This is a genomic window from Janibacter terrae NBRC 107853 (genome assembly GCF_001591405.1).
In the GTDB taxonomy this organism is placed as follows: Bacteria; Actinomycetota; Actinomycetes; order Actinomycetales; family Dermatophilaceae; genus Janibacter; species Janibacter terrae.
The window spans coordinates 857,338-878,505 of record NZ_BCUV01000006.1 but is presented as its reverse complement, the minus strand read 5'-3'; the positions used below and the strand labels follow the sequence as shown (position 1 = coordinate 878,505).

Below are 21,168 nucleotides of genomic sequence, written 5' to 3'. Positions count from 1 at the left end.
TCACGTCTGGTCCGTGATGATCGCGGTCAACGCGCCCACCGTCCGGTGGGTGGGGAAGAGCCGGCGAGCGGACGCCTTGTGCGGATCCGGGGTCCTGTCAGCCGTGAGGATACGTTCGACCATCGAGTCGACGTCGGGACTGATCCACTCGCGCGGGTAGATCAAGTCAGATCCGGGCCACGCGAGCAGAGCGGGGAGTGCGCCAGAGGCCGCGCCGTCGGCGACCGTGAGGTGGAAGGACTCGAAGTCGCTCGTCGAGAGCGCGACACCGATGCCCTGGTACCACTCGGCCATGTCGTCGCCGTGCGGGTCGAGCACCACCGCGCCAGGGCGCTCGGCGTTGATCCGCTTGATCCTGGCGAACTGCTCGTCGTAGTAGGCCATCTCGTCGGGGCGCCCAGCCATCCACGGGTAGTCCGCTGGCGTCTTGCCCTTGATCCTGAGGGTGTAGTCGTGCCCCCTCGCCCGGAGGATGTCGAGCACGTCCAAGGCGCGGTCGAGCCGCTTGGGACGGGCCACGATGCCGACGAGACCGAGCGTCGTCTCGGCACCAGGCGCCTTCGGCAGGTCGAGTCCGTCGAGGTCGACGGCGTTGGGCACGACGTGTGTCTTGTCGGTCGGCACACCGTGGCTGGCCACCGCGGCATCGCGGATCAGGTCGCCGACGAAGACGAAGGCGTCGACCCGGGAGTGCTCGATCGAGGCCAGGTAGGGGCGCCGCAGCTCCTGCGAGTGGACCCGCACCACGAGGCGCTGGCCCGGCATGACGTGCTGGCTGTACCAGACGGCGTTGCCCAGACCCCACTCGCAGACGACGACGTCAGCGCCCTGCAGGAGTCGGCTGGAGCGATCCTCGTCGTGGTTGGCGTGATCTTCCCACTGGTCGATCTCGACCTCGTGCCCGGCGGCGCGCAGGTCCCGGATCATCGCCCGGGCGAACTTCAGGTCGTGGCCGGCGACGACCACCTTGAGGTGGCGCGTCGGACGCTCGGTCTCGTACCCTCCCGAGACCTCGGCCGCGCCGCGCGCAGCCTCGGGCAGGGTGAGGTGCACCCCCTTCGCGTCCACGAGCTCGAGTGCTGTCTCGTACGGACGTGGGCTCGCGTGGTGCTTTCGGATGAGGCTGCGATGGACCAACGTCGGGCCAGGCATGGGCACGCGGCTCTCGTGGGCCAACGGATCACCAGCCGTGTGGTCGGGGTCGACGCCGCCGCTGATCCGCTCCCAGTTGGCGAAGGTCCGGGCGAGGAGGAGGTCTTCCATGCCGGTGCGGGTGGGGATCGGTTCGTCGACCCGAACGACGTAGTCGGCGGTCATCGCGTCAGCAAGCGCTCGTCCGTCCCAGGCCTGCACGTCGACGCCGAGGTGCGACAGCCGCTCGCGCGCGGCGTCGTCGTCGCCGACCACCAGCACCCGGGTGGGCAGGACTGACTGGTGGGCGATGGAGTCGAAGACCTCGCTGCGGAAGTCGTCGGCGATGACTGCGTACGTGGGCAGCACGTCGGCGCGGGTCGGGATGCCGGCCGTGCGGGTCAGGAGCAGCAGGGCGCTCGTCACGGTGTGCGACCGCAGCACGGTGCGCATCTGGCGCCAGGCCTCACGTAGGCGGGATTGCGGGTCGCTGGACCACAGGCCGAGCGAAGCGCGCCAGATGTCCGCGTCGTTGGTCGCAGGGATCGTCGGACCGAGGGTCTCTGGGATACCGCGCCCGGGGCCGGACAGCACGACGCCGCCGCAGGCGGCGACCTCGACGACCCGTCGGGAGAACATCGTGGGGGAGTCCGCGACGGAGTTGACGTTGAGATTGGCCAGGTGTGCCTTGTAGGAGTCGATGACCTCGTCATAGGGCAGGGAACCGCGCACGTTGCCACGGAAGATCGCCGGGAAGTGGTACGGCGAGTCGGGGATCGCGGCCTGCCGGTCGTAGATGCTCAGGCCGAACGGTTGGGCCACTGTCAGCAGGCGGCTCAGCTCGGCGGATCGTTTCGCGTAGCGCTCGCCGTAGTAGGTGCCCGCGTATGCGACGGAAGCGTCGTAGGGACGCCGGCCGGGCAGCGGGTTGTGGATGAGCGGCTGGGCGTAGAAGGGCAGGGCGGAGGCGGTGCGCACCGTCCCGACGCCCGCCGCGAGGTAGCGCGGCACGCAGTTGGCGTCGGTCGTGAAGACGTGGTCGCACAGTGACGCGGTGGCGATGAACCGCTCGATGTGGACGGGGTCCTCCTTGTTCCAGAAGACCGACGGGATCCCCAGCTCGCGCGCTCGTCCGAGCAGCGCCACGACGTCCGCGTGCTCATCGTCGTCGTAGCGACCGACGCCGCGCAGCCACTGGCCGTCGTTCCCCTTCCACGCCGACTCGATGAAGATCAGGTCCAGACCCTCGAGCTGGTCGCGCCAGCCGGCCCGGTCGAGCGGTACCAGATCGAGGCTCGGCCGCAGGGTCTCGGTCGTGAATTCGTCTGCGATGATGCCGACGCGCAGCGAGGCGAGGTCACGGTCCGTTTCCGCGTCGTGCGCGGTCACGGCAGCGGCGGCGCGTGCGTGCGCCGTGCGAAATGCCTCGGCGACGCGCACCCAGCTGCGCTCGTCGAGGGACCACAAGCGCGCGCGGCGACCGAGGTCGGCGCGTGCGTCGGCGTCGGCGAGCAGAGCGCCCAGGTCATCGGCTAGGGCCCGGGCGTCGTCGGCCGGCACGATCACCGCACGCTCGCCGTCGGCGCCAGCGAGCGTGCGGTGCGGGGAGACGTCGGAGAGGACGACCGCCTTGGCGCAGGAGAAGGCCTCGAGCGGCTTGAGCGGGGAGACCATCTCCGTGACGGGCAGGGACCGGCGCGGGCAGGGCATGACGTCGAAGAGACTGATCATCCGCTGCATCTCGTCGGCGGGGACACGTCCGACGAAGCGCACTGCCTCACCGAGGCCGAGCGCCTCGGCCTGCTGCTTCAGTCCCGGCTCGGCAGCGCCGGAGCCGGCGAGCACGAGCTGGGTGTCGACCCCCTCATCCCGCAGGAGGGCGACAGCGTCGACGAGCAGGTCGAGCCCCTCGTAGCCCACCATCGACCCGGCGAAACCGATGACCGGGATGTTCGTGCGAACCCGGTGCTTGGCCGCGTAGGTCTCGTCCTTGGGCAGGGGGACAAAGACGCTGGGGTCGACGGCATTGGGCGCCAGCGAGATCTTGTCCGCGGGCACGCCGCGTCGGATGAGCTCCTGGCGCGTCTCCTCCGTGATGGCGAGGACCGCGTCGGCCTCAATAGCCACGAGCGTTTCTAAGTCGGCCTGCTGCTGGTAGCGCTCGGTCTGCTCCCAGTCCTGCTTGCCGGAGGCCTCGGTCACCTCCCACAGGCCCCGCACCTCGTAGACGAAGGGCACACCCACGAGGCGGGCTGCAATGAGAGCAGCCAGGCCGGTGACGTGGTTGGAGGCGGACTGGATCAGCGACGGACGACGGAGCCGTGCTTCACGGACGAAGGCGTCGGCGCACGCGAGGATGTAGTGGTCGATGGGTGTCGAGCCGAGTCGGGGACCGGGGAGATGCGTGTACTCGACGTCGTCGAGGGCGACGACATTGCGGTGGGCCTTGGGTGCCTTGCCGTCGACGGCGCTGTCCCACGGGTAGCCGGCGCGGGCCACGACTGCCACGTCGACGCCCGCCTCGCCGAGACCCGCCGCGACGCCGCGTGTCCGAGTCGAGTACCCGTTGGTGTTGTAGGCCGGCGTGGAGTGGACGCAGTAGAGGAGCCGCCCCGGCTCCGGTACATAGGCGGCTCCAGACGACCTCGGTGGCACGGGTATGCCACCGACGCGCACACGTTCTGCGGCTAGGACGCGGTCGATGAAGATCTTTGCTTTCGGGTCGAGCGACGCCACGAGGTCGGGATGCTCCGAGACGAGGCGATCCGCCTCGGTGATGGACCCAAGGCCGAACCACGCGCGGTTGAGCGCGTTGACCAGGTCCCCGGTCGTGGGGCTGGCAGTCAAATTGCCGAGGAGCTCCTCGTAGGACATCTCTGACGGGAGCTTGGCGGGCGAACGCACCGGTTCGCTCGTTGCTGGTTCGGACCAAGATGCTCTGGGACGAACAATCTCTCGCTCGGACGTTCGAACGGGCCGCCCAATAACCCTGAATGCGCGGGCAGGGGAGGTCAGAACCTTGCCGACCCGCATGGAACGGGACCCCCGGACCCGCTGTAGGTCCTCCTTCAACCGCGCTGTCTCGGCGCGGTAAGCGACAAGCGACCCGTTGGCGCTAACCAACTCAGCCTTTAGGCTGGCGGCTCGCGCAACCGCGGCTCGGAGCTCGATCTCGGCAGTCTGCAGTTGGGACTGGGCCGCGCGCAGCTTGCTCCTCAGCTTCTTGGCATCCGCGACCTGCTGGCGTAGACCCCGCAACTCTGCGAGGAGGGTCGCTGGATCGTCCGAAACTTCCTCGTGCAGCCTACGGATCAGCGCCTCTGCGTCTGGACGTTCGTCGTCGTGCAAGTCGAGCCTCCTCTGGGCCATCAGGCCCCTAGGCTAGACGCTGCAGCGCAGGGCTACTCTCACTCCATCGAGTTGCTGCCCAAGCGGCCGAACCACATGTGAGGAGCGTCACCGTGTCGTTGAGAGTGCTCACGATCTACGGAACACGTCCGGAAGCTATCAAGGTCGCGCCCGTAATCAAGGCAATTGACGACGCCAAGGACATGACGAGCGTCACCGTCGTTACGGGACAGCACCGTGAGATGCTTGACCAAGTCAACAGTTTGTTCGGACTTGTTCCGGCACATGACATGGACATCATGCACCCCGGCCAAGAACTTAATTCGATCGTCGGGCGCGTCACCACCGGTGTCGACGCCATTTTGGTCTCCGAATCCCCCGACGTTGTGCTTGTCCAGGGTGACACTTCCACGGTCATGGCTGCGAGCATCGCCTCATTCAACCGGGGGATCCCTCTGGTCCACTTAGAGGCTGGCCTGCGAAGCGGCGATCTGCATTCGCCGTTCCCAGAGGAGGCGAATCGCCGACTAACTAGTGCCATAGCAAGCCTACATCTCTCCCCCACCACCGTCAGTCGCGAGAACTTGATCCGCGAGAATGTCTCTCCTGACGACATTGTTGTAACAGGGAACACGGTTATTGATGCACTTATGGATGTCACATCCAGTAACGAGACTTCCTTAACGAACCCTGCACTGCAGGAAATCGCCGTCCATCGTGCGCGAGGAGAAGGTAAGGTGCTGCTCGTCACGGCGCACCGAAGGGAGAACCTCGGACGGAAAATGGAAGGCATCGTAGCGGCCCTTGCCGACTTGGCCCAGATGGTTCCTCGCCTTTCCATTGTGTTCCCAGTGCATCGAAATCCGCGTGTGCGGGCAACTGTTATCCCTGCCTTGGAGAGCCTCCCGAATGTGCATCTGGTCGAACCCTTGGACTACGACCAATTCGCGCGGACTCTAGCGTTGGCCGATATCGTCCTCACCGACTCAGGCGGCGTTCAAGAAGAGGCACCGAGCCTCGGCAAGCCCGTGTTGGTGATGCGGGAAAACACGGAACGACCTGAAGCGGTTACCTCTGGAACAGTGAGATTGATCGGGACCAATAGGCGACGGATCGTAACTGAAGTGTCGCGTTTGCTGAGTTCTCAGGAGGCCTATTTAGAAATGGCCAACGCAGTTAACCCCTACGGAGACGGCTACGCTGCGGCCAGAAGTCTGGAAGCGCTGAGGTGGAAATTTATGGGCGCGCCCAGGCCACACGACTTCACAGTCGGCTGAAGGGGCGATGATGGGGTTACTCCGTAGCGACTACACGTCTCTCAACCTTCCATTGAACATGTGGGACTCAGTTGCATCGTTCATCTCTGACAGCTCAAAGTCAGACGCAGTTCACGTGATCAAACTTCCGAGCGGTCGTCGTCTTGAGGTGGCGGTTCGTGGTATGACCACGTGGGAGGGATCCCGCCTGCCAATATTCTTCTCGGGTGCCCTCCCCGGTCGGAAGGGCACCATCCCTCCCTATTTTTCGGGGGCACGTCTCGCCGGTCGGCTAGGGCTTCCTTGGGTCGCTATCTCGGACCCGTTGCTAGCCTCGGATCCAGAAATATCGCTTTCTTGGTATACTGGCGCGATAGGAGACGCAACTCAAGCGCGAATTGCCGAGATAGTGGCCAGCCTTGCTGGACCCCGTGAGCCGTTATGTATAGGAGGTTCGGGGGGCGGGTTCGCAGCTCTCGTCACAACGTCCCTCATACCTGGGCGGGCTTCTGCTTTGGTCTGGAATCCACAGACGGATGTACGCGCATACGCCCCATTCGCAGTGGCAAAGTATTTCGCTGTCCTCGGCATTGATGCCACCGGCGACGATCTTGGCACGACGTCGATCCCTGACGGCATCCATTGGACCATTCCCAGGCTGGATTCGGACAAGTCGGTGCTGTACCTCCAGAACTCAGACGACTGGCACGTTTCTGCCCACGCGAGTCGATTCGTCACGAGTAACGAGTTGACCAAGGTCAGGATCGGCGTTTCGCAACGGGACAACTTGGTCATGCTGCTCGCTCGCTGGGGCGAGGGGCACGCAGTGCCACCCGGCTGGCTAACAGATGCGGCGATAGGCGCGATGGGTGCGCGCGGGGTCGCTCCGATGGAGGCCGTCGTTGAGTTGGAGGACCTGGGTGCTCTGGACAGTTCTACGCCATTCAATACGCCTACCCCGCTGGCCGAAGGGCAGCGCGCGGGCTCGGCATTCCACGCAAACCTGACCTATGAGGGTCATGACACCGTCTTGAGGATCTCCCGTACGGACGGGGCGCCGACGACGGACATGGTAGTTTACGCAATGAGCGGCAGAACTGCAGACGGGCACAAGGTCGCGACGGGGCGCCAGCGAAAGCCGAACATACGATTCGTAGACACTCGCGTCGTATCTGCGTTCGTTGTAGTGCGAGATGGCTTCGATCGCACCATTGACTCCTTCACGGTTACCCCGACGGGCAGGGCAGAGGGCGGGGACGTGCACCGCTCGGGCCCTGGCGTCTTCTTATACGGCAGTTGCGTCTCACGCGATGCCTTTGCCCACGCAGGCGCTCCTCCGTTCGTCGACTACGTCGCACGTTCCCCTTTGGGCAGTGCGTTCGCGCCACCTGCCGAAGACTCTCCTGCGTATGAGTTGAACCCCTCGACCTTCCAGAGGAGGATGGTCGAGATCGATTGGAACAAGAAGTTGCAAGCTCTCTTGGCCAATTCACCTGCCGCAACAGTCTTGGTCGATCTGATTGATGAGCGCATATCATTGGCCCCGCTCGGGAACACTTTCGTGGCGAACAGCCCCGAGGTAGCCAGAATGGGCTTTGCGCCCCCGAAAGTCATTCCCTTTGGCTCGCCCGCCCACTTTGAGAGGTTTCAACAAGGGTGGCACGATCTGGTGAGCCTCGTAGGTCCTTCCAAATTGGTCGTTTCCAAGGCAATGTGGGCTGAGACAACTGAAACCGGTGAACCGGCGGGGGATCGCGCCCACATTCGTGCTATGAACAGCACCCTAAGGCGGTACTACAGGGAGATGGAAAGGTCTGCTGTTTCGTGGATCTCCTACCCCTCAGAGGTCATGGTCGCCGCTTCGCAACATCGATGGGGGGTGTCGCCGTTCCACTACATCGACGCCTTCTATGAGCACACCATTTCCAGCCTCAAGTCTCTGATGAACGATGAGTACGTGGTGGCGGCGAAAGGATGATCCGCTCTTCACCGATGAGTGTGGGGTCATAGGACCAGTCGGCCGCCGACGAGGATCATCCGACCTCGGTAGTTGTCGCGGTTTCGGAAGCCGCGGGCAATGCGGCGATGGAGCTCGATCAGTCTGTTCATGGCTTCGGTGCTTCCGTTGCTCGCCCCGTCCATGTCGAAGTAGCCCAAGAACTCGGTGCGCCGCTGCCGCGGCGTTGCGCATACGACCAGACGACCTCTACTTTGACGTGCTCGCCGCTGGTGGTGAATGCTGCCTGGAGGCGGGCACGTTGCCGGTCGGTGGGGTTCTCTTGGCCGGCGCGCAGGATGGTGCGGCTCCGGTACAGCGGGTCGTTATTGCGACCACGGTGGCCGCAGGTCTCTTTCTGCACCCGGCGCCTCACGTCGTCGGTCAAGCTCGATCCGAGTTTGACGACGTGGAAGGCGTCCAGGACTGAGCGGGCGTCGTCGAGCTGGTCGTCGATCGCGTTCTTGTACCCGTGGAACGGGCCGAGGGTGGCCACCTCGATCCCTGCCCGGAACGACTCTCCGCGTTGCCTGAGCCAGCCCTTGTACGCGGCACCCGAGCGGTCCAGGACGAGGTCGAGCAGGCGAGCCCGGGTGTGCCCGTTTGGCATCCCGGGTCAGGTCGACCATCCCAGTCAGTTCCTTCGGGCCGCGTCCACCGTCCTCGATGGGCTTGGTCGACACGCGGTGCCGCACAGGCTCATCGACCCCCAGAGTGTTCACGCCTTCGAACCGGGACGGGTCGTCGGCTGCTGCCTGCAGTAGTGGCTTGATCGACTCCCACACCGTGCGCCACCCCGTGCCGAGCTGGCGCCGGATCCCGTTACCGGACGCGTGCTCGCGGCGGAGTTGCTCGATCGCCCACCGGCGCGCCCGCGTCGTCAACTTCGCCCGCGGGGCAGGGATGTCCTCGTTCTGCTCCACGAACGACCCCACGTCGCAGGCCCGTTCCGGGCCGATCCAGCGGCGCTTGCGCCAGATGATCCGCACCGGGCGACCGAACTTGGGAGCGTCGATCAGGTGACGTTCACACGGCTGGGGCCGTGGGCGATGACGCCGCAGGAGCGGCACCCCATCGGCTCCAGCGCGGATTCCACCGTCACGACCAACCGGTCACGACCGTCACGATCGACAGCGACCACGTGCAGCGCGGGCAACCCCACGAGCAAGTCGCAACGCTCGCAGTAGCCGCCACCGTCACGGCAGCACAACGTAGCGTCGACCCCTATCCGACCTCAACCAACAGGCCTGCGCTAAGTGCTCACCCCACATCATCGGTGAAGAGCCGGATGATCAGCAACCGTCCGTGTTAGGCAACCGCAGCTGCTCATCGAAGGAATCATCTACCCCTTATCGACGGGCGTCCCCCAGATAAGGCGGTTCTCTAGGGGCAGAATTACCTCAGTCGAGGTTTGGCGTCTAACGCGGGAGGCGGCAGCTTGGGACATACGTTGAAACAGCTCGACGTCGCTGGAAAGTGTCCAGATGGCTTCCGCTAGCCCCATATGGTCCTCGCTGTCGGCCATGAACCCGCAGTCTGAATCGACGAATTCCGGAATGGCCGCAACGCTGGACGTCACTGGGACCAGCCCTGACGACATAGCTTCGTCGCGCGAGACTCCCTGGGCGTCCATTCTGGTGGGCGTTAAGAATATTCCATACTGCTTGTGAAGATCCGAGATCGCTTCATGAGTCAGGAAGCCCCGCTGAAGCGTGACGTTTGGTATGCCGACCAGAGGAGAGAGGGTTTCTTCGAACAGAACGCCATCACCGACAAACAAGAACTCCAAGTCCTCGAATCCCGGCCGGTCCTTCAGCGCGAGGACCGCCCGTACGCTCAGGTCGTTCGCGTACTTGGCCGAGGCGTAGGGGCGTACCGTCAGCACTCGCTTTCTTTGGTCCGCAGGTTTCTCCTCATAAGTGAAGATCGCCGTGTCGATCGGATTGTGAATGATTGAGTAACGTTGATCATCAAGTTCGATGCCAAGGTCCTCGAAAACTTCGTCCGCGAAATACTGCGAGACAAATACGAAGTGCATATTGGATGGAAGGTTGTCGAAGATTTCCCGCCAGAGGTCCAAGCGGTCTTGGGAGGCGGGCTTGGCCGCTTCCAGGTCTTCAGCCGTGGCGTAGTTGTATGCCCGTCGCCACCAAGGCTGGACCTCGGCTCCATGTACCCAGACGATGATCTTGTCGACGTCAGAGGCATATCGGAGGACATTCCACATGCTTCGGTCGAGGAAGTGGACCAGTACCCGTCGGACCTGCCCTTGGGCGAGCGTTAGAGACAACACGTCCTTGCCGATCCAGCCTGTGTCGACGTCCTCAAACTCTTGGAATTCAGGAGTCCGGTAGGGCCCAACGCGCAAAACGTCGCCCCGCTTACCGCTCTCCAGATACGCACGTACCCGGGAGTGTACGAAACCATTCCTATACAGATTGTCGTACGTCGGATAAACGTTAGTGAGAACCACGTCCGAAGATCTGAGCAGGAGTGGTGCGGGGTGTGCGTCGACCTTGCCCAGAGTGATGCTCTTGAGGGTTGCAGAACCGCTACCAGCGACGCGCAGCCCTACGCGAACGCTGTGGGTGAGGTCGGGAACCTCGATCTGGCTGTTCGAGCGCGGTTCCACGAAGGCGTGACCCAGGCGATTGCCTCTTTCTCCCATGAAGTAATAAACAAAAGAAACGGCAAGGCCAGTACTGATATCCAAGTATGCGGTCCGCCTCCCATTAGTGTCCGGTCTGGGTAGAATCTCTAGGCCATGATCGCGTGTGCTCACCAAATAGGTGTGTGAACCGAGCCCCAAGTGGCTGGTAACGAGCAGTTCGCCACTCGGCTCTAGATCGACGAACACGTCGGTCGCTTTAGGCAGTTCGGCAGATATCCGCTCAAGCGGAATCTCTGGGTACCGCTTTTCGATTTCCGAAGGAATGCACTGTTGTGCGGCGAATTCGCGCATCGTGCTCAAGCTGCGCCCCGAGTCGATATCTAGATCGCGCACGGGATCAAGGATAGGTTCTTGCGCGGCCTGGCCCCTGCGGCAGTACTGCGTACTTCCGATAGCGAAGCCAGACGCAGAACCCGGCAGGGCGTTCATGCTGCTGTCGTCCGTGCTGAGACTCTCTTCTCTGACCAGACCTCGTTGCAGAGATATGTTTGGGCTCATCACATAGGATTGGCCGGCGTTTCTGCGGACTACGCCCGACCCATCCGGGGTGACGGTGAAGTATTCGGCGTGCCCGACTACATCGACCTCAGCCCAACGAAAGCTTTGGACGATGTCCAAGAGATAGTGAGGACCGTACCAGTCCTCAGGGTTAACGGTTCCAATGTAGTTGCAGCCTAGGCGCCGTGCTCGTTGAACCGCGCTGGTGTCGGTATCAGCGGATGCCATCTTGGGATGAGAGGGCAGGCCATAGACTTCTGGCACCGCGATGAGGATCCAGTCGCCGTGAACCTGCGCCTCAAGAGCTTGAAGTGTCTGAGTCACGCTCTCAGGCGTGGCTTCACGAAGGACGAGTGCGCAGCGTTCGCTCGGGGGCGGGGGGACATTGACGCCTACGGATTCCGCAATATATTCCAGTCGCTCAGAGTAGGTGTGCTCCGAGAGAACCTTGCGCAGAGCCATGGCCCTAAGTCGTTCATTTCCATTCGGATTGGATTCGATAGCTTCGAGTCGGCGACGCGTCTCCTCGCCGGAGTCGGTCGCGATGACCAGGTCGCCAAACATGAGGCGAAGGCCCCGTGAGTAATTGCTAATGACGAGGGTGTTCGACGCTATGAGCTCGAACACCCTTCGGGCGAACATGGATTGAGATTGTTTGACCGAATTGAGGTTGAGATTGGTGGTATAGCCCTTGTAGGGAATGTCCAGCATTTCTGGTGGCAAGTTGCCGCCGACAATGTAACGGCTGTACTCGGCCGGGAAGGTATATCCCGGCGCCTCCTTGCCGTGGTTGCGGTCGTATATGTCGAAGCGCCGACCGCGTGCAGCAAGCTCAGTGGACAGTTCTCGGAGGTCGGCTAGGCGCTCCGGGTAGCGTTCGTAGTATGCTCCCGCGAAGGCACACCCATCGACTCGGTTGAAAACTTCGATGGGATTGGACGTGGCCGGCTGAGCGGCAAAGGGCAGGAAGTGCACACGGGGGTGTCCCAGTTCCCGCTTGTAACGGACTACGCAGTCCAAGTCAGTTGTGAAGACAGCATCGAAAAGGCTGGCCGTGCTCAGGAACGTGTTGAAATGAACTGGGTCTTCTTTGTTCCAAAAGGCGGTTGGTATTCCGCGCTCTTTGCACCACGCCAATATTCCTTGGAGTTCTGAGCCGTGACGGTGGACCGTATTCCACCAGGTCTGCTCGTGCCCGCGCCAAGCGGACTCGACTAGAAGCAAGTCAGGTTGAGCAACTGTTAACTCGATCAGCCAGTTGTCCATCGTCAGAGGCGCCAGATCTGCTTCCGGAGCGAACGAGTGGTACGAAAACTCATCAAGGATGCAGGCGATCACTAGTGACCCAGCTCGTCCAGAGCGGGTGCGGACACTGACGTCGGGTCTGTTGCGGCGTCGCGACGCAATGTCCGCGGGGGCCACGCCGACTTCAGCTGCTGCGTCAATTAGGGGGGTATTCGCAGTCTTCGTCACTTAATCGCCTTCCTAGGCCGGCGGAAAATGCGGTAAAGGGTTGGTATGAGCAGAATAATGCCTCGTCCTGACCTGGCCCGCCGTAGTGCAGTGCCTGCGCGGTAAGTCTTGCTTTGTCGCAGTTCTTGAATAGTCCTGAGTCGCTCTTCACTTACAGCACGCTCGTCGTTGCGAGATGCCCGAAGGCCATCAAGTTCCGACTGCAACTCGACCAGTGTCCTGTTCAGGCCTTCGATTTCCTTCCTGCGGCGAATATTCTGATTCGCGGTCTTCCTATGTGCCTCGTTCAGACGAGAGAACTCGTGTGCAGCTTCGGTGTTTCTCGCCTTCAGCGCCTTAATGTCCGCGGTGGTATTCGCCACGTATTCGCGGAGGACATTAAAATCGGTGCGCAGGTACTTCTGGCGCGCTAGCAATTGTGAATGGGCATCTTGTGCCTCTGCGAGGCGCACGTCGGAAGCGGCGGCTTGTTCCGCGGCGATATGTACACGTTCTTCGCTCGCAGCCAAGCGTTCCTCGTACTCCTTGACTGCATCGACGAGTTGCAGATTCAGTTTCTCCAACTCCTCTGATTTGATGCGTAAGGAATGACTGACTGCCTCCTCTTCTTTATGCTTGGCTACAGATGCGGCTAGGGACTCGGCATGATTCTTAACAACACGAGCTGCATCCTCGCGCTCTGCCCTGGTATTCCGAAGGAGTAGGCGCAGACGACGCATTTCGTCATCGGCCTTCTGAAGTTGTTCATGGTGCTGCTCGAGGGCGAGGCGCGTGCTGTTGGCGCACTCCGTGAGGTGCTGGTCGTGTGTCAAGCGTGCGTTGTCGAGTTCTTGCTTAATGTCCGAGTTGCTGGTCAGGAGTTCGGATATCTGTGCGTCTGCCTCTATGGCTAACCGCGAATGCTTCGAAGCCAGTCCAGCGAGTGCAAGCTCAAGGTCGCGAGCTCTATCGACTGCAGATTGTCTAGCCATTTCGAGGGGGTCTGGTCGGGGGTCCACGCGTGCTGTTGAGCCGCCTGCGGCATCGCTGTGCCCAGCCAAGGTTCTCGAGCGGATCTCTGCAAGTTGCCGGTTCGCCGACGCATACTTCTCATCGGCTTCCTTCAAGAGGGAGCGAGTGGAAAGATAGGCGGCGTGGTCGGCGTAGTAGCGCTCGACGAGCTGGTCGACCCTTTCTTCGTGCGCATCTTGAACGGGGCCGTCGATGCTGCTGAAGTGGAATGTTGGTGACGAGTTGTAGAGGGCGTTGAAACGATAGCCAATAGGGCGGAGGATCTTGGTGACTGAGAGATACATCCCGTATGAAAGGCATTCGACCCAAATGTCTGGCCGGTCTCGTCTCAGGAGCTGCGAGGCGCCCTCAAGGACTTGAACTTCATGGCCTTCTACATCGATCTTGATGGCGCTCACCGGCCCCGGAAGTTCTTGATCGTCCAAGCGCTCCACTGGGACCTTTTGACCTACCGCATCCGGCGCGTCCGATAGGTGTTGCCCGCCGAGGTTCCCGTCAGCGTCGTCCACCAAGGTGCTCTGTCTTAGAAGGGCCCCTAAGGCTACGTTCACCACCGTTACGCGAGCGTCGTTCTGGAGGGCTGAGCGTTCCAAAGTCTTTGACAGTCTGGGGTCTGGTTCGTACGCAATTACAAGGGCTTGTGCCGCCATAGCGAGGTAGAGGCTGTGATTGCCAATATTTGCGCCGACGTCGAGAACGAGTTCTCCGGGACGGAGGCTCGCCTTCATGGCCTTGAGCATTTCGTGTTCATAGGGCTCTGCGTTGTTGCTAATGAAATGCTGAATGTCGTCAGTCTCGGCAGACGGCAAGAGTATGGAGTACTGGACGTTGTCGGTCGTTATCAACGCGGAGGGGGTGGGTTCGGAAAGGGACTTTTCCATGCCAGTGCCTTTCGGGCGGGGCCCTAGTGCTTCGGGTACGGGGTTGTAGGGCAGATAACCGAGCGTTGTCCGTGAAGTTTCATGTCCGGTATCACCGTCACGGTGGCGTTCGCTAACAACTCCGCATCTGAACTTAACCAAGTATGCTTTCGGTGGCCGCGCACCTGCACGAACTCAAACCGGTCCGCTGAGTAGACCGTGCCGCCGGCTTTAGTCACGCGTCTCAGCAGCCCGCTGTCCTCGCCGATCTGGACGTCGGGGAAGCGGTGCTTGAGCGCCACCGAGCGCGGCATGACGATCGTCGGGCCGGCGACGAAGTCGGTGAAGCGGTGCTCGCGCTCGGGGAAGCGCACGATGAGTGCGCCCTGTCCTTCCAGGTGCATCTGGTGGGCCTGCTTGCCCACGACGTCGGCGCCTGAGTACTCCAGGGCCTGCAGGCTGTCGAAGAGGTAGTACTCGCCGTACAGGTCGTCGTCGTCCATCTTGGCGACCACGTCGCCCGTCGCGGCATCGACGAGCCGGTTGAGGCATGCCCCGAGGGTGACCTGCTGATCGGCGTGGAGGACGACGAGGTCGTCGATGCCGTGCTCGGCCGCCAGCGTCCGCACCCGTGCCTCGTCTTCGAAGCCGTGCATGAGCAGCGCCAGCTGGACGGTGACGTCGCGCTGCTGACCGACCTGGCCGATCACGTGCTCCAGCTGGTGCGGTCGGTTGGTCGACACGAGCGCCGTGACCGTGCGCGGAGCTCGGATGTGCTCGTCGAGCCCCACGGCCTCGAGGACGGCGTCGATGCGGGCCGCGTACGTGTGCTCGCGCCAGATGCGCCGTTGCGCGCGGTGCACCATCGAGTCCCGCAGCAGCGGGCTACGGACCAGGGCGCGCAGCATCCATTCAGCCTGCTGCGGCTCGGCCACCCGCACGACCTCGTCCTCGGGGAAGGAGGCGTCGAGGGCGGGACTGGGGGTGGAGACGACAGGGGTCCCGCAGGCAGAGATCTCGAAGACCCGCCGGGCGCACATGCTCGGGCTGCCGACGACCGAGTTGACGTTGAGGAAGACCTTGAAGGAGCGGTAGGCCGTGAGGATCTGCCCGTACGACAGCGATCCCCGGACCCGTTCGTCGAGCGGCGGCGGGAACTGGTAGTTGGCATCGCCCCCGGCGAACCGGGAGAAGATCTCGAGACCGTGTTCCATCCGCGGTGAGACTCGGTCGGCCGCGCCGAGCAGGAGGTCCATCTGCTCACGACGCTCCGGGTACTTGTGGGCGAAGTACATGCCGGCGAAGGCGATGTCGCGGCTTGCATGGCCCCCGGCCGGGCGGATGGGGTTGTGGATGCGCTCCTGGGCTGCGAAGGGCATGACGCCCACCCGGTCGTGGCCGAGCCGCTCCCGGTAGCGCGGCAGCATCTCGACGTCGGTGGTGAGGACATGGTCGAAGAGGGATGCGGTGTCGACGAAGTCGTCGAAGTGGACCGGGTCCTCCTTGCACCAGAAGACGGTCGGTACACCCGCCGAGCGGCAGTGCTCGACGAGGGCGACGAGCTCGGGGGAGGGGGCCTTGGACCCGGTGAGCTGGTACCGCCAGGTGCCGCCGTTGCCATGCCAGGCCGACTCGACGAAGAGCAGGTCGAGGCCTTCGGCCACCTGAGTGCGCCACCTGGAAGGTGTCACCTCGATCTGGTACCACTCGGGGGCCAGAGCCAGCCGGCTGAAGTCGTCGAGGACCACCGCGACCCGCAGGTCGGGTCGTCGCGGAGGCCGGTCCTGGACCGGCCACTCCGGGAAGTCGGTGCCCGTCACGGTCGGGACGCCGCCACCGACGCGCTGGCGTCGCCGCCAGGTCCGCACCTGGCGTATGCCGCCCTTACGCAGGTGCCACAGAGCCGTACGGGCCGCGGACGTCACGGACTTCCCCCTTCGATCGCTGGGCACAACGTATCTCCTCGGTGTCGCGACAGGGTCAGCGGATCGTCGTCCGCATCAGCTTGGCGCCGACGGGGTGGAGGAGATAGTTGTCGACGATCGCGATCCGGCGGGTGCTGACCCCTGCCGGCACCGGCGTCGCGACCCGCAGCGTCGCCGGGTCGACTGCGTACACCTTGTCGAGCGCCTGCAGGTAGATGTACCCGCCATGGCTGGCCAGGTCGGAGTTCTGGTAGGCGTGTTGGACGGGCTGCGCCGCGGGGTTGACCACGAGGGTCCGCAGCGTCTTGCCGGTCTTCGGGTCCAGCTCGAAGAGGGTCCCGGAGTCCGCCGTCCAGATCGTTCCTTCAGGACCCACGATGATCGAGCCGAAGGACTGGACGTCCGGCCGAGGTTGCACCTCCCAGAGCTTTCGGTCGGACGAGGCGTCGTAGGCGAAGACCTTGGCGCCGCCGGCGGCTGGTTCGGCGCCGAGGCCTCCCCAACGGGAGGTTCCGCCGTACACGACGTCGCCGGATGCGGCCACGCTGACGACGGACTGATCCGGCACGATGTTGCGGATGAATCGCGGCGTCGAGCTCGCCCCGTCGATGATCCCGAGGCCACCCCCGCGCAGCCCGTACTTCGGCACCGTCCCGAAGTAGGTGCGTCCGCTCGAGGTGGCCCAGGCGAGGGGGCGGTCCTGTGCGTGGGAGGGCCCGAGGGTCGTCAGCAGGGTCGGGTTCGTCCCGTCGGACCACGGCTGCGTCGGGTCGTGCCGGAAGATCCGACCGTCGGTGTAGGTGCCGAGGTACTGGTGGTGACCGCTGGCCACGGAGCCCTCGACCTCCCCGATGACCGCGCTGCCGGAGAGGTAGGACGTCTTCGGGTACTGGGTCTTCGACCCATCAGCCGGGTCGACGATGGACAGGCTCGGGCCACCGAACCCGCCCACGTACGCCGTGCCGCCCACACCCTCATCCAGGGACTTGATCTGCATGGGTGCGGAGGAGAAGGCGATCGGGTAGGAGACCTCCTTGAAGGTGTCCAGCTCGATGGCGTGCAGCCGGCCTGCCGTGGTGTCGTAGCTCGTGAGCCACTCGCCCGCAGTCCCGCCGAACGTGGCTCGCGCGATGTCCCGGTCGCGCCCGACCGGCATCGTGGTGGCGTCTTGGGAGGTCTTGACGCCGGTCCATGCGTCGACCGCCCAGAGCTGCTTGTAGCTGAGGTAGTAGAAGCGGCCCTTGCTGTCCACCGGTGAGGGGGACTGCCCTGTGACGGCCGCTGGGACGGACCAGCTCCTGCGGCTGATGTCGTACAGCCGCCGTTCGCTCGTGTAGCTGCTGCCGTCCGGTTGGGTGCCCGACGGGGTCCTGACGGCGAGGAATCCACCCCTCAGGTCCAGCTCGGTGATGTTGCCGCTCGTCACGGGCGTCGGCAGGGGGATGCTGAGCTTGTTGGACGGGGCCGCCACGTCGACGCGGACGATCTCGGGGTTCGTGGAGCCCACTCCGACGTAGGCGTGCTTGTCGTCGACCGTCACGCTGCGTGCGTACTCGGCGCCGGACCGGACCGACCCCAGCGAGGCACTGGCGCCCGTCCGGGGGTCGACTCGCCACAGCTCCGCCTTGGGATAGCTGCCTCCGTAGATGGTCCCGTCAGGGGCGACGTCGAGGTCGAAGATGTTCCGCGCGTTGGCCGTCACGGGTCCGAGGTTCTCGACCGCGCTTGCTCCGGGGGTGAACCGATAGAGCGCGCCGCTGTTGCCCCCGAGATAGATCTTGCCGTCCTGGCCGGCGGTGATCGCCTGGCCAGCGCTCATGCCGGGCAGGTCGATCGTCGTCTCGACGCGGTTGGTCTGGATGTCGAGGAGCTGCAGCTGCGCCGGGGTGGCCGAGACGATCGTCGCCAGCTTCGGTCGCCCGCCGACCACTACGATGTCACTCGTCTTGGTCTGCGCCTCGCCGTCCACGGGCGTGCCGAGGCTGGTCGTGGTGAAGGCCGGGATGGGCGCGCCCGGCGTGGGAAGCACGCTGAAGGCGTCCCAGTAGGAGTGCGCCGTGCCGGCGACCGAGGTCTGCGGTCGCACCGTGACGTAGTGGGCGCTCGTCGGTGCGACGAGCTTCGTCGCGATCAGGCCCCACCGGCCGGAGGGCTTGCTGCCGGACACCGTCTCGGAGGTCAGGGGTCGCTTGTCGGCGTCGTGCCATGTCACCGCGAGCGACGAGGTGCCACGTACGGGGAAGACCCAAGCGCGCACCGTGTGGGTGACCGACGGCTGGACCGGGACCAGGTCGCTCGTGGCCCGTGCCGCGCCGGTCGTGGTGGCGTCGTCGAGTTCCAGGGACCATTTGCCGAGTCGGGCCTGAGTGGTGGATCGGCTCGCCTTGGCTCCGCCACTGGTCGTCATGGTCCACCCGGGGACGGGTTCGTCGGACGTCGGCGTCGCCTCCGCCCCGCTGTTCGTGACGAAGGGCGTCAGCAGGGTCACCGCGTCCCACCAGACAGTGCCGCGACCGGCCGCACTCGAGGTGATCTGCAGCTCGCCGTAGCGAGCCCCTTCGGGGGCGACTGCGTCGATCGAGACCCTCTGCCACACCATGGTTGCCCCGGAGGTGGCGCGCTGGCTGCGGTCGATGAGCCTGGCGTTGGCGTCATACCAGTTGATACGCATCAGCTGGCTTCCGCCGGTCTGGTAGGCGTAGGCAGCGACGTAGTAGGTCCGACGGGGGTGGGCGCCGAAGCGCGGTCGGGTGGCGGAAGCGGCTGCAGTGGTGGACGTGTCGTCGACCATGAGCGAACGTGATCCGGAGATCGCTCGGCTGCTGGAGACCACCACGCGGTTCGGTGAGGGGGCGCTCGTCGACCATCCTTGCGGGGTCAGCCCCGTGGACTCGAACTGACCCCAAGCCTCAGGACCCGCAGTGATCGGTACAAGGGCGCTCGCGCTCGGCACTGCGACGGAGAGCACGAGAGCACCCGTCATGACGCTGAGGGCGAGCGCATGCAGAAGTCGCTTCATACGGGCTGCTCCGATGGAAGGGAACGGTGGCCCCCCGTGGACGGGACAGGGCAGTCCCATTGTCGGTGATGCACCAGTCGTCTGCCATTCGAGAGCCCAGCGCGGGGTGCAGGTCAGCGCGCCGCGATTGCCCACGGAACAAGGGCATGGGTGATACTGGCGGTCGTGAGACGCGCACGCCTGTCCGGGGTACTCGTAGGAGTGGCGGTCGTGGTCCTCAACCTCGCCATCGTGCTCGCCGTGGTCGTGGGGGTGGAGGGTCCGCCCTCGTTGTCCTCGTCGTCCAGCACCTCCTCCGAGTCCTCGACCACCTCGGAGAAGTCGTCGTCCTCCACGACGACCAAGAGTCCGAGCCCCGCTAGCGTCGTGCGGCATCGCCCCAACCCGGTCGTGGTCGTCCTGGGAGCGCAGCCCGGGGTTGGGGACGGGGGATGGGTGCAGGAGATGGCCGATGTCGCCGGAGAGCGCGAGCGCACCGTCCGCTACTCCGAGCTGGACCCCGCGGACCCCACGCGCTACCTGGACGAGACCACCTCTGGCTCCGGCAAGAAGCTCACCCTGCGCAACGGGTCGGTCGCGGCCGCCAGCCTCACCTACGCGGCCAACCGAGCGCAGTTCCTCATCCCGAAGGACGCAGATGTCGTCCTCATCAGCTTCTCCCCGCAGGACGAGGCGGATGTCGGGCCGGGGCTGAAGGCCCTGCGCGCCGCCGCACGGAAGCAGGCGCCGGACGCCGTCCTGGCCCTGGTGGTGCCTCCCCGTCCCGTGGACGGGACAGGTGGCTTGGTGCGCAGTGAGCAGCGGTCCTGGGCCAAGAGCGCAGAAGTGCCCGTCATCGACGTCGACGAGGCCTTCCGTGATGCCTCGGGGACCGAGCTGCGGGCGGACTGGTTGCCGACGGGCCTGTCCGAGGCGGGAGCGAGTCTGTGGGCCACGACGGTCGTGGACGCCCTGCTCGGGGCCGACTCGACGGACAGCTCCAGCGCCACGAGCACCACGGCCGTCCCGACCGAGAGCCCGTCGACGGCCACCCCGGAGACCGTGGAACCCGAGCCCACCACGACGAGTCCGGTGCCGTCGACGGAGGCACCGGTGTCTCCCCCCACGTCGAACTACATCCCACCGACCTATGTCCCGCCGACCTACGTCTCGCCGACCTACATCCCACCGTCGACGACCGACTCTCCCACCGAGTCACCGACGACCAGCTCCACCGAGACGTCGTCGACGGCCTCGAGCGAGACCGGCACGCAGACCGAGAGCGGGCCCGGTAACTCGTCAGTGCGCGAGCTGCTGCCGTGAGCGGCGCGGATCTCGTCTGATCCGCTTGACGATCACGGGCGCGCAGGCCCATGCGAGCGCGACGACGACCCCCGTAGCCGTGGCGACGGGCGCGCTGCATCGCTGCGCCACGAGACCCAGGCCGGCGACGACGACCGCGTGGCCCGCAGCCACCTGCGCGTGGCTCAGACCTGCCTCGTGGACCAGACGTTGGTAGGCGTGCTCGCGATGGGCCACGAGGAGCGGCTCACCGTGCAGGTGACGTCGGCAGAGGGTGAGACCGGCATCGGCCAGGTAGGGCAGGAGCGGCACGAGCAGCCGCTGGGCCTCGCGGGCACTGCTCGTCGACAGCACGCCTGAGCCGATGAGCGAGCCGAAGAGGTAGCTGCCGGAGTCGCCGAGGAAGAGCTGACCGCCCGGGAGGTTCCAGGGGAGGAAGCCGGCTGCTGCTCCGGCGACGAGGGCGGCGACCGTCGGGGCGCCACCGCCGGCACCGGTCACCCCCCACGCCAGGGCCGTCAGGCCGGTGATGCCGTTGATCCCGTCCATGAAGTTCACGACGTTGACGATCACGGGGAATGCCAGGGCCCCGGTCACGTCAGCGCCTCCACGGCCGGCGCCCCAACCTGCTGCGACCTGTACAGCCAGACGAACGGCAGCTGGTAGGCCGTGGATGTCGTCCGCGAGACCCGTGGTGGT

General features: G+C 64.5%; 9 protein-coding genes and 1 pseudogene. 3 read left to right on the top strand and 7 right to left on the bottom strand.

All coding sequences use genetic code 11. The annotated features are described in order from the left end of the window. Complete coding sequence (locus JT1_RS09450; RefSeq protein WP_068325363.1) at positions 1 to 4,035, bottom strand: glycosyltransferase; 4,035 nt, start codon at positions 4,033 to 4,035, stop codon at positions 1 to 3. A 569-nt stretch (positions 4,036 to 4,604) separates the two neighbouring features. Here JT1_RS09450 and wecB point away from each other — a divergent pair. After that, positions 4,605 to 5,756 (top strand): non-hydrolyzing UDP-N-acetylglucosamine 2-epimerase, encoded by a 1,152-nt coding sequence (gene wecB / locus JT1_RS17825; protein ID WP_303621115.1) that lies wholly within the window; start codon positions 4,605 to 4,607, stop codon positions 5,754 to 5,756. Positions 5,757 to 6,297: 541 nt separating this feature from the next. Further along, entirely contained in the window at positions 6,298 to 7,713 is a 1,416-nt protein-coding gene (locus JT1_RS09440; RefSeq protein WP_068325359.1) for a DUF6270 domain-containing protein, read from the top strand. A 26-nt stretch (positions 7,714 to 7,739) separates the two neighbouring features. On the opposite strand, the pseudogene JT1_RS19215 reads toward JT1_RS09440, so the two are convergent. The 5 genes and pseudogenes from JT1_RS19215 to JT1_RS09415 form a co-directional block, all read right to left on the bottom strand. After that, a pseudogene (locus JT1_RS19215) lies at positions 7,740 to 8,959 on the bottom strand (transposase). A 114-nt stretch (positions 8,960 to 9,073) separates the two neighbouring features. Beyond that, positions 9,074 to 12,238 carry a glycosyltransferase family protein gene (locus JT1_RS17820; protein WP_082807567.1) on the bottom strand — a complete coding sequence of 1,055 codons (3,165 nt, stop codon included), beginning with the start codon at positions 12,236 to 12,238 and terminating at the stop codon, positions 9,074 to 9,076. 131 nt (positions 12,239 to 12,369) lie between these two features. After that, positions 12,370 to 14,265 (bottom strand): FkbM family methyltransferase, encoded by a 1,896-nt coding sequence (locus JT1_RS17815; protein WP_082807566.1) that lies wholly within the window; start codon positions 14,263 to 14,265, stop codon positions 12,370 to 12,372. A 23-nt stretch (positions 14,266 to 14,288) separates the two neighbouring features. Further along, positions 14,289 to 16,064 carry a glycosyltransferase family protein gene (locus JT1_RS09420; protein WP_255218291.1) on the bottom strand — a complete coding sequence of 592 codons (1,776 nt, stop codon included), beginning with the start codon at positions 16,062 to 16,064 and terminating at the stop codon, positions 14,289 to 14,291. 160 nt (positions 16,065 to 16,224) lie between these two features. Next, on the bottom strand, positions 16,225 to 18,960 hold the full coding sequence (locus JT1_RS09415; RefSeq protein ID WP_068325349.1) for a PQQ-binding-like beta-propeller repeat protein: 2,736 nt from the start codon (positions 18,958 to 18,960) through the stop codon (positions 16,225 to 16,227). 393 nt (positions 18,961 to 19,353) lie between these two features. Here JT1_RS09415 and JT1_RS09405 point away from each other — a divergent pair, with 393 nt between their 5' ends. Continuing rightward, on the top strand, positions 19,354 to 20,490 hold the full coding sequence (locus JT1_RS09405; RefSeq protein WP_169701932.1) for an SGNH/GDSL hydrolase family protein: 1,137 nt from the start codon (positions 19,354 to 19,356) through the stop codon (positions 20,488 to 20,490). On the opposite strand, the gene JT1_RS09400 is transcribed toward JT1_RS09405, so the two are convergent. Beyond that, entirely contained in the window at positions 20,467 to 21,066 is a 600-nt protein-coding gene (locus tag JT1_RS09400) for an MraY family glycosyltransferase (protein WP_068325343.1), read from the bottom strand. The two genes, JT1_RS09405 and JT1_RS09400, sit on opposite strands and share 24 nt — an antisense overlap. Positions 21,067 to 21,168: the final 102 nt, after the last annotated feature.

Excerpts from the sequence above, each read along its gene's own strand:
- JT1_RS17815 (WP_082807566.1), bottom strand. The coding sequence starts at position 14,265 with ATGGAAAAGTCCCTTTCCGAACCCACCCCCTCCGCGTTGATAACGACC.
- JT1_RS09415 (WP_068325349.1), bottom strand. The coding sequence starts at position 18,960 with ATGGTCGACGACACGTCCACCACTGCAGCCGCTTCCGCCACCCGACCG.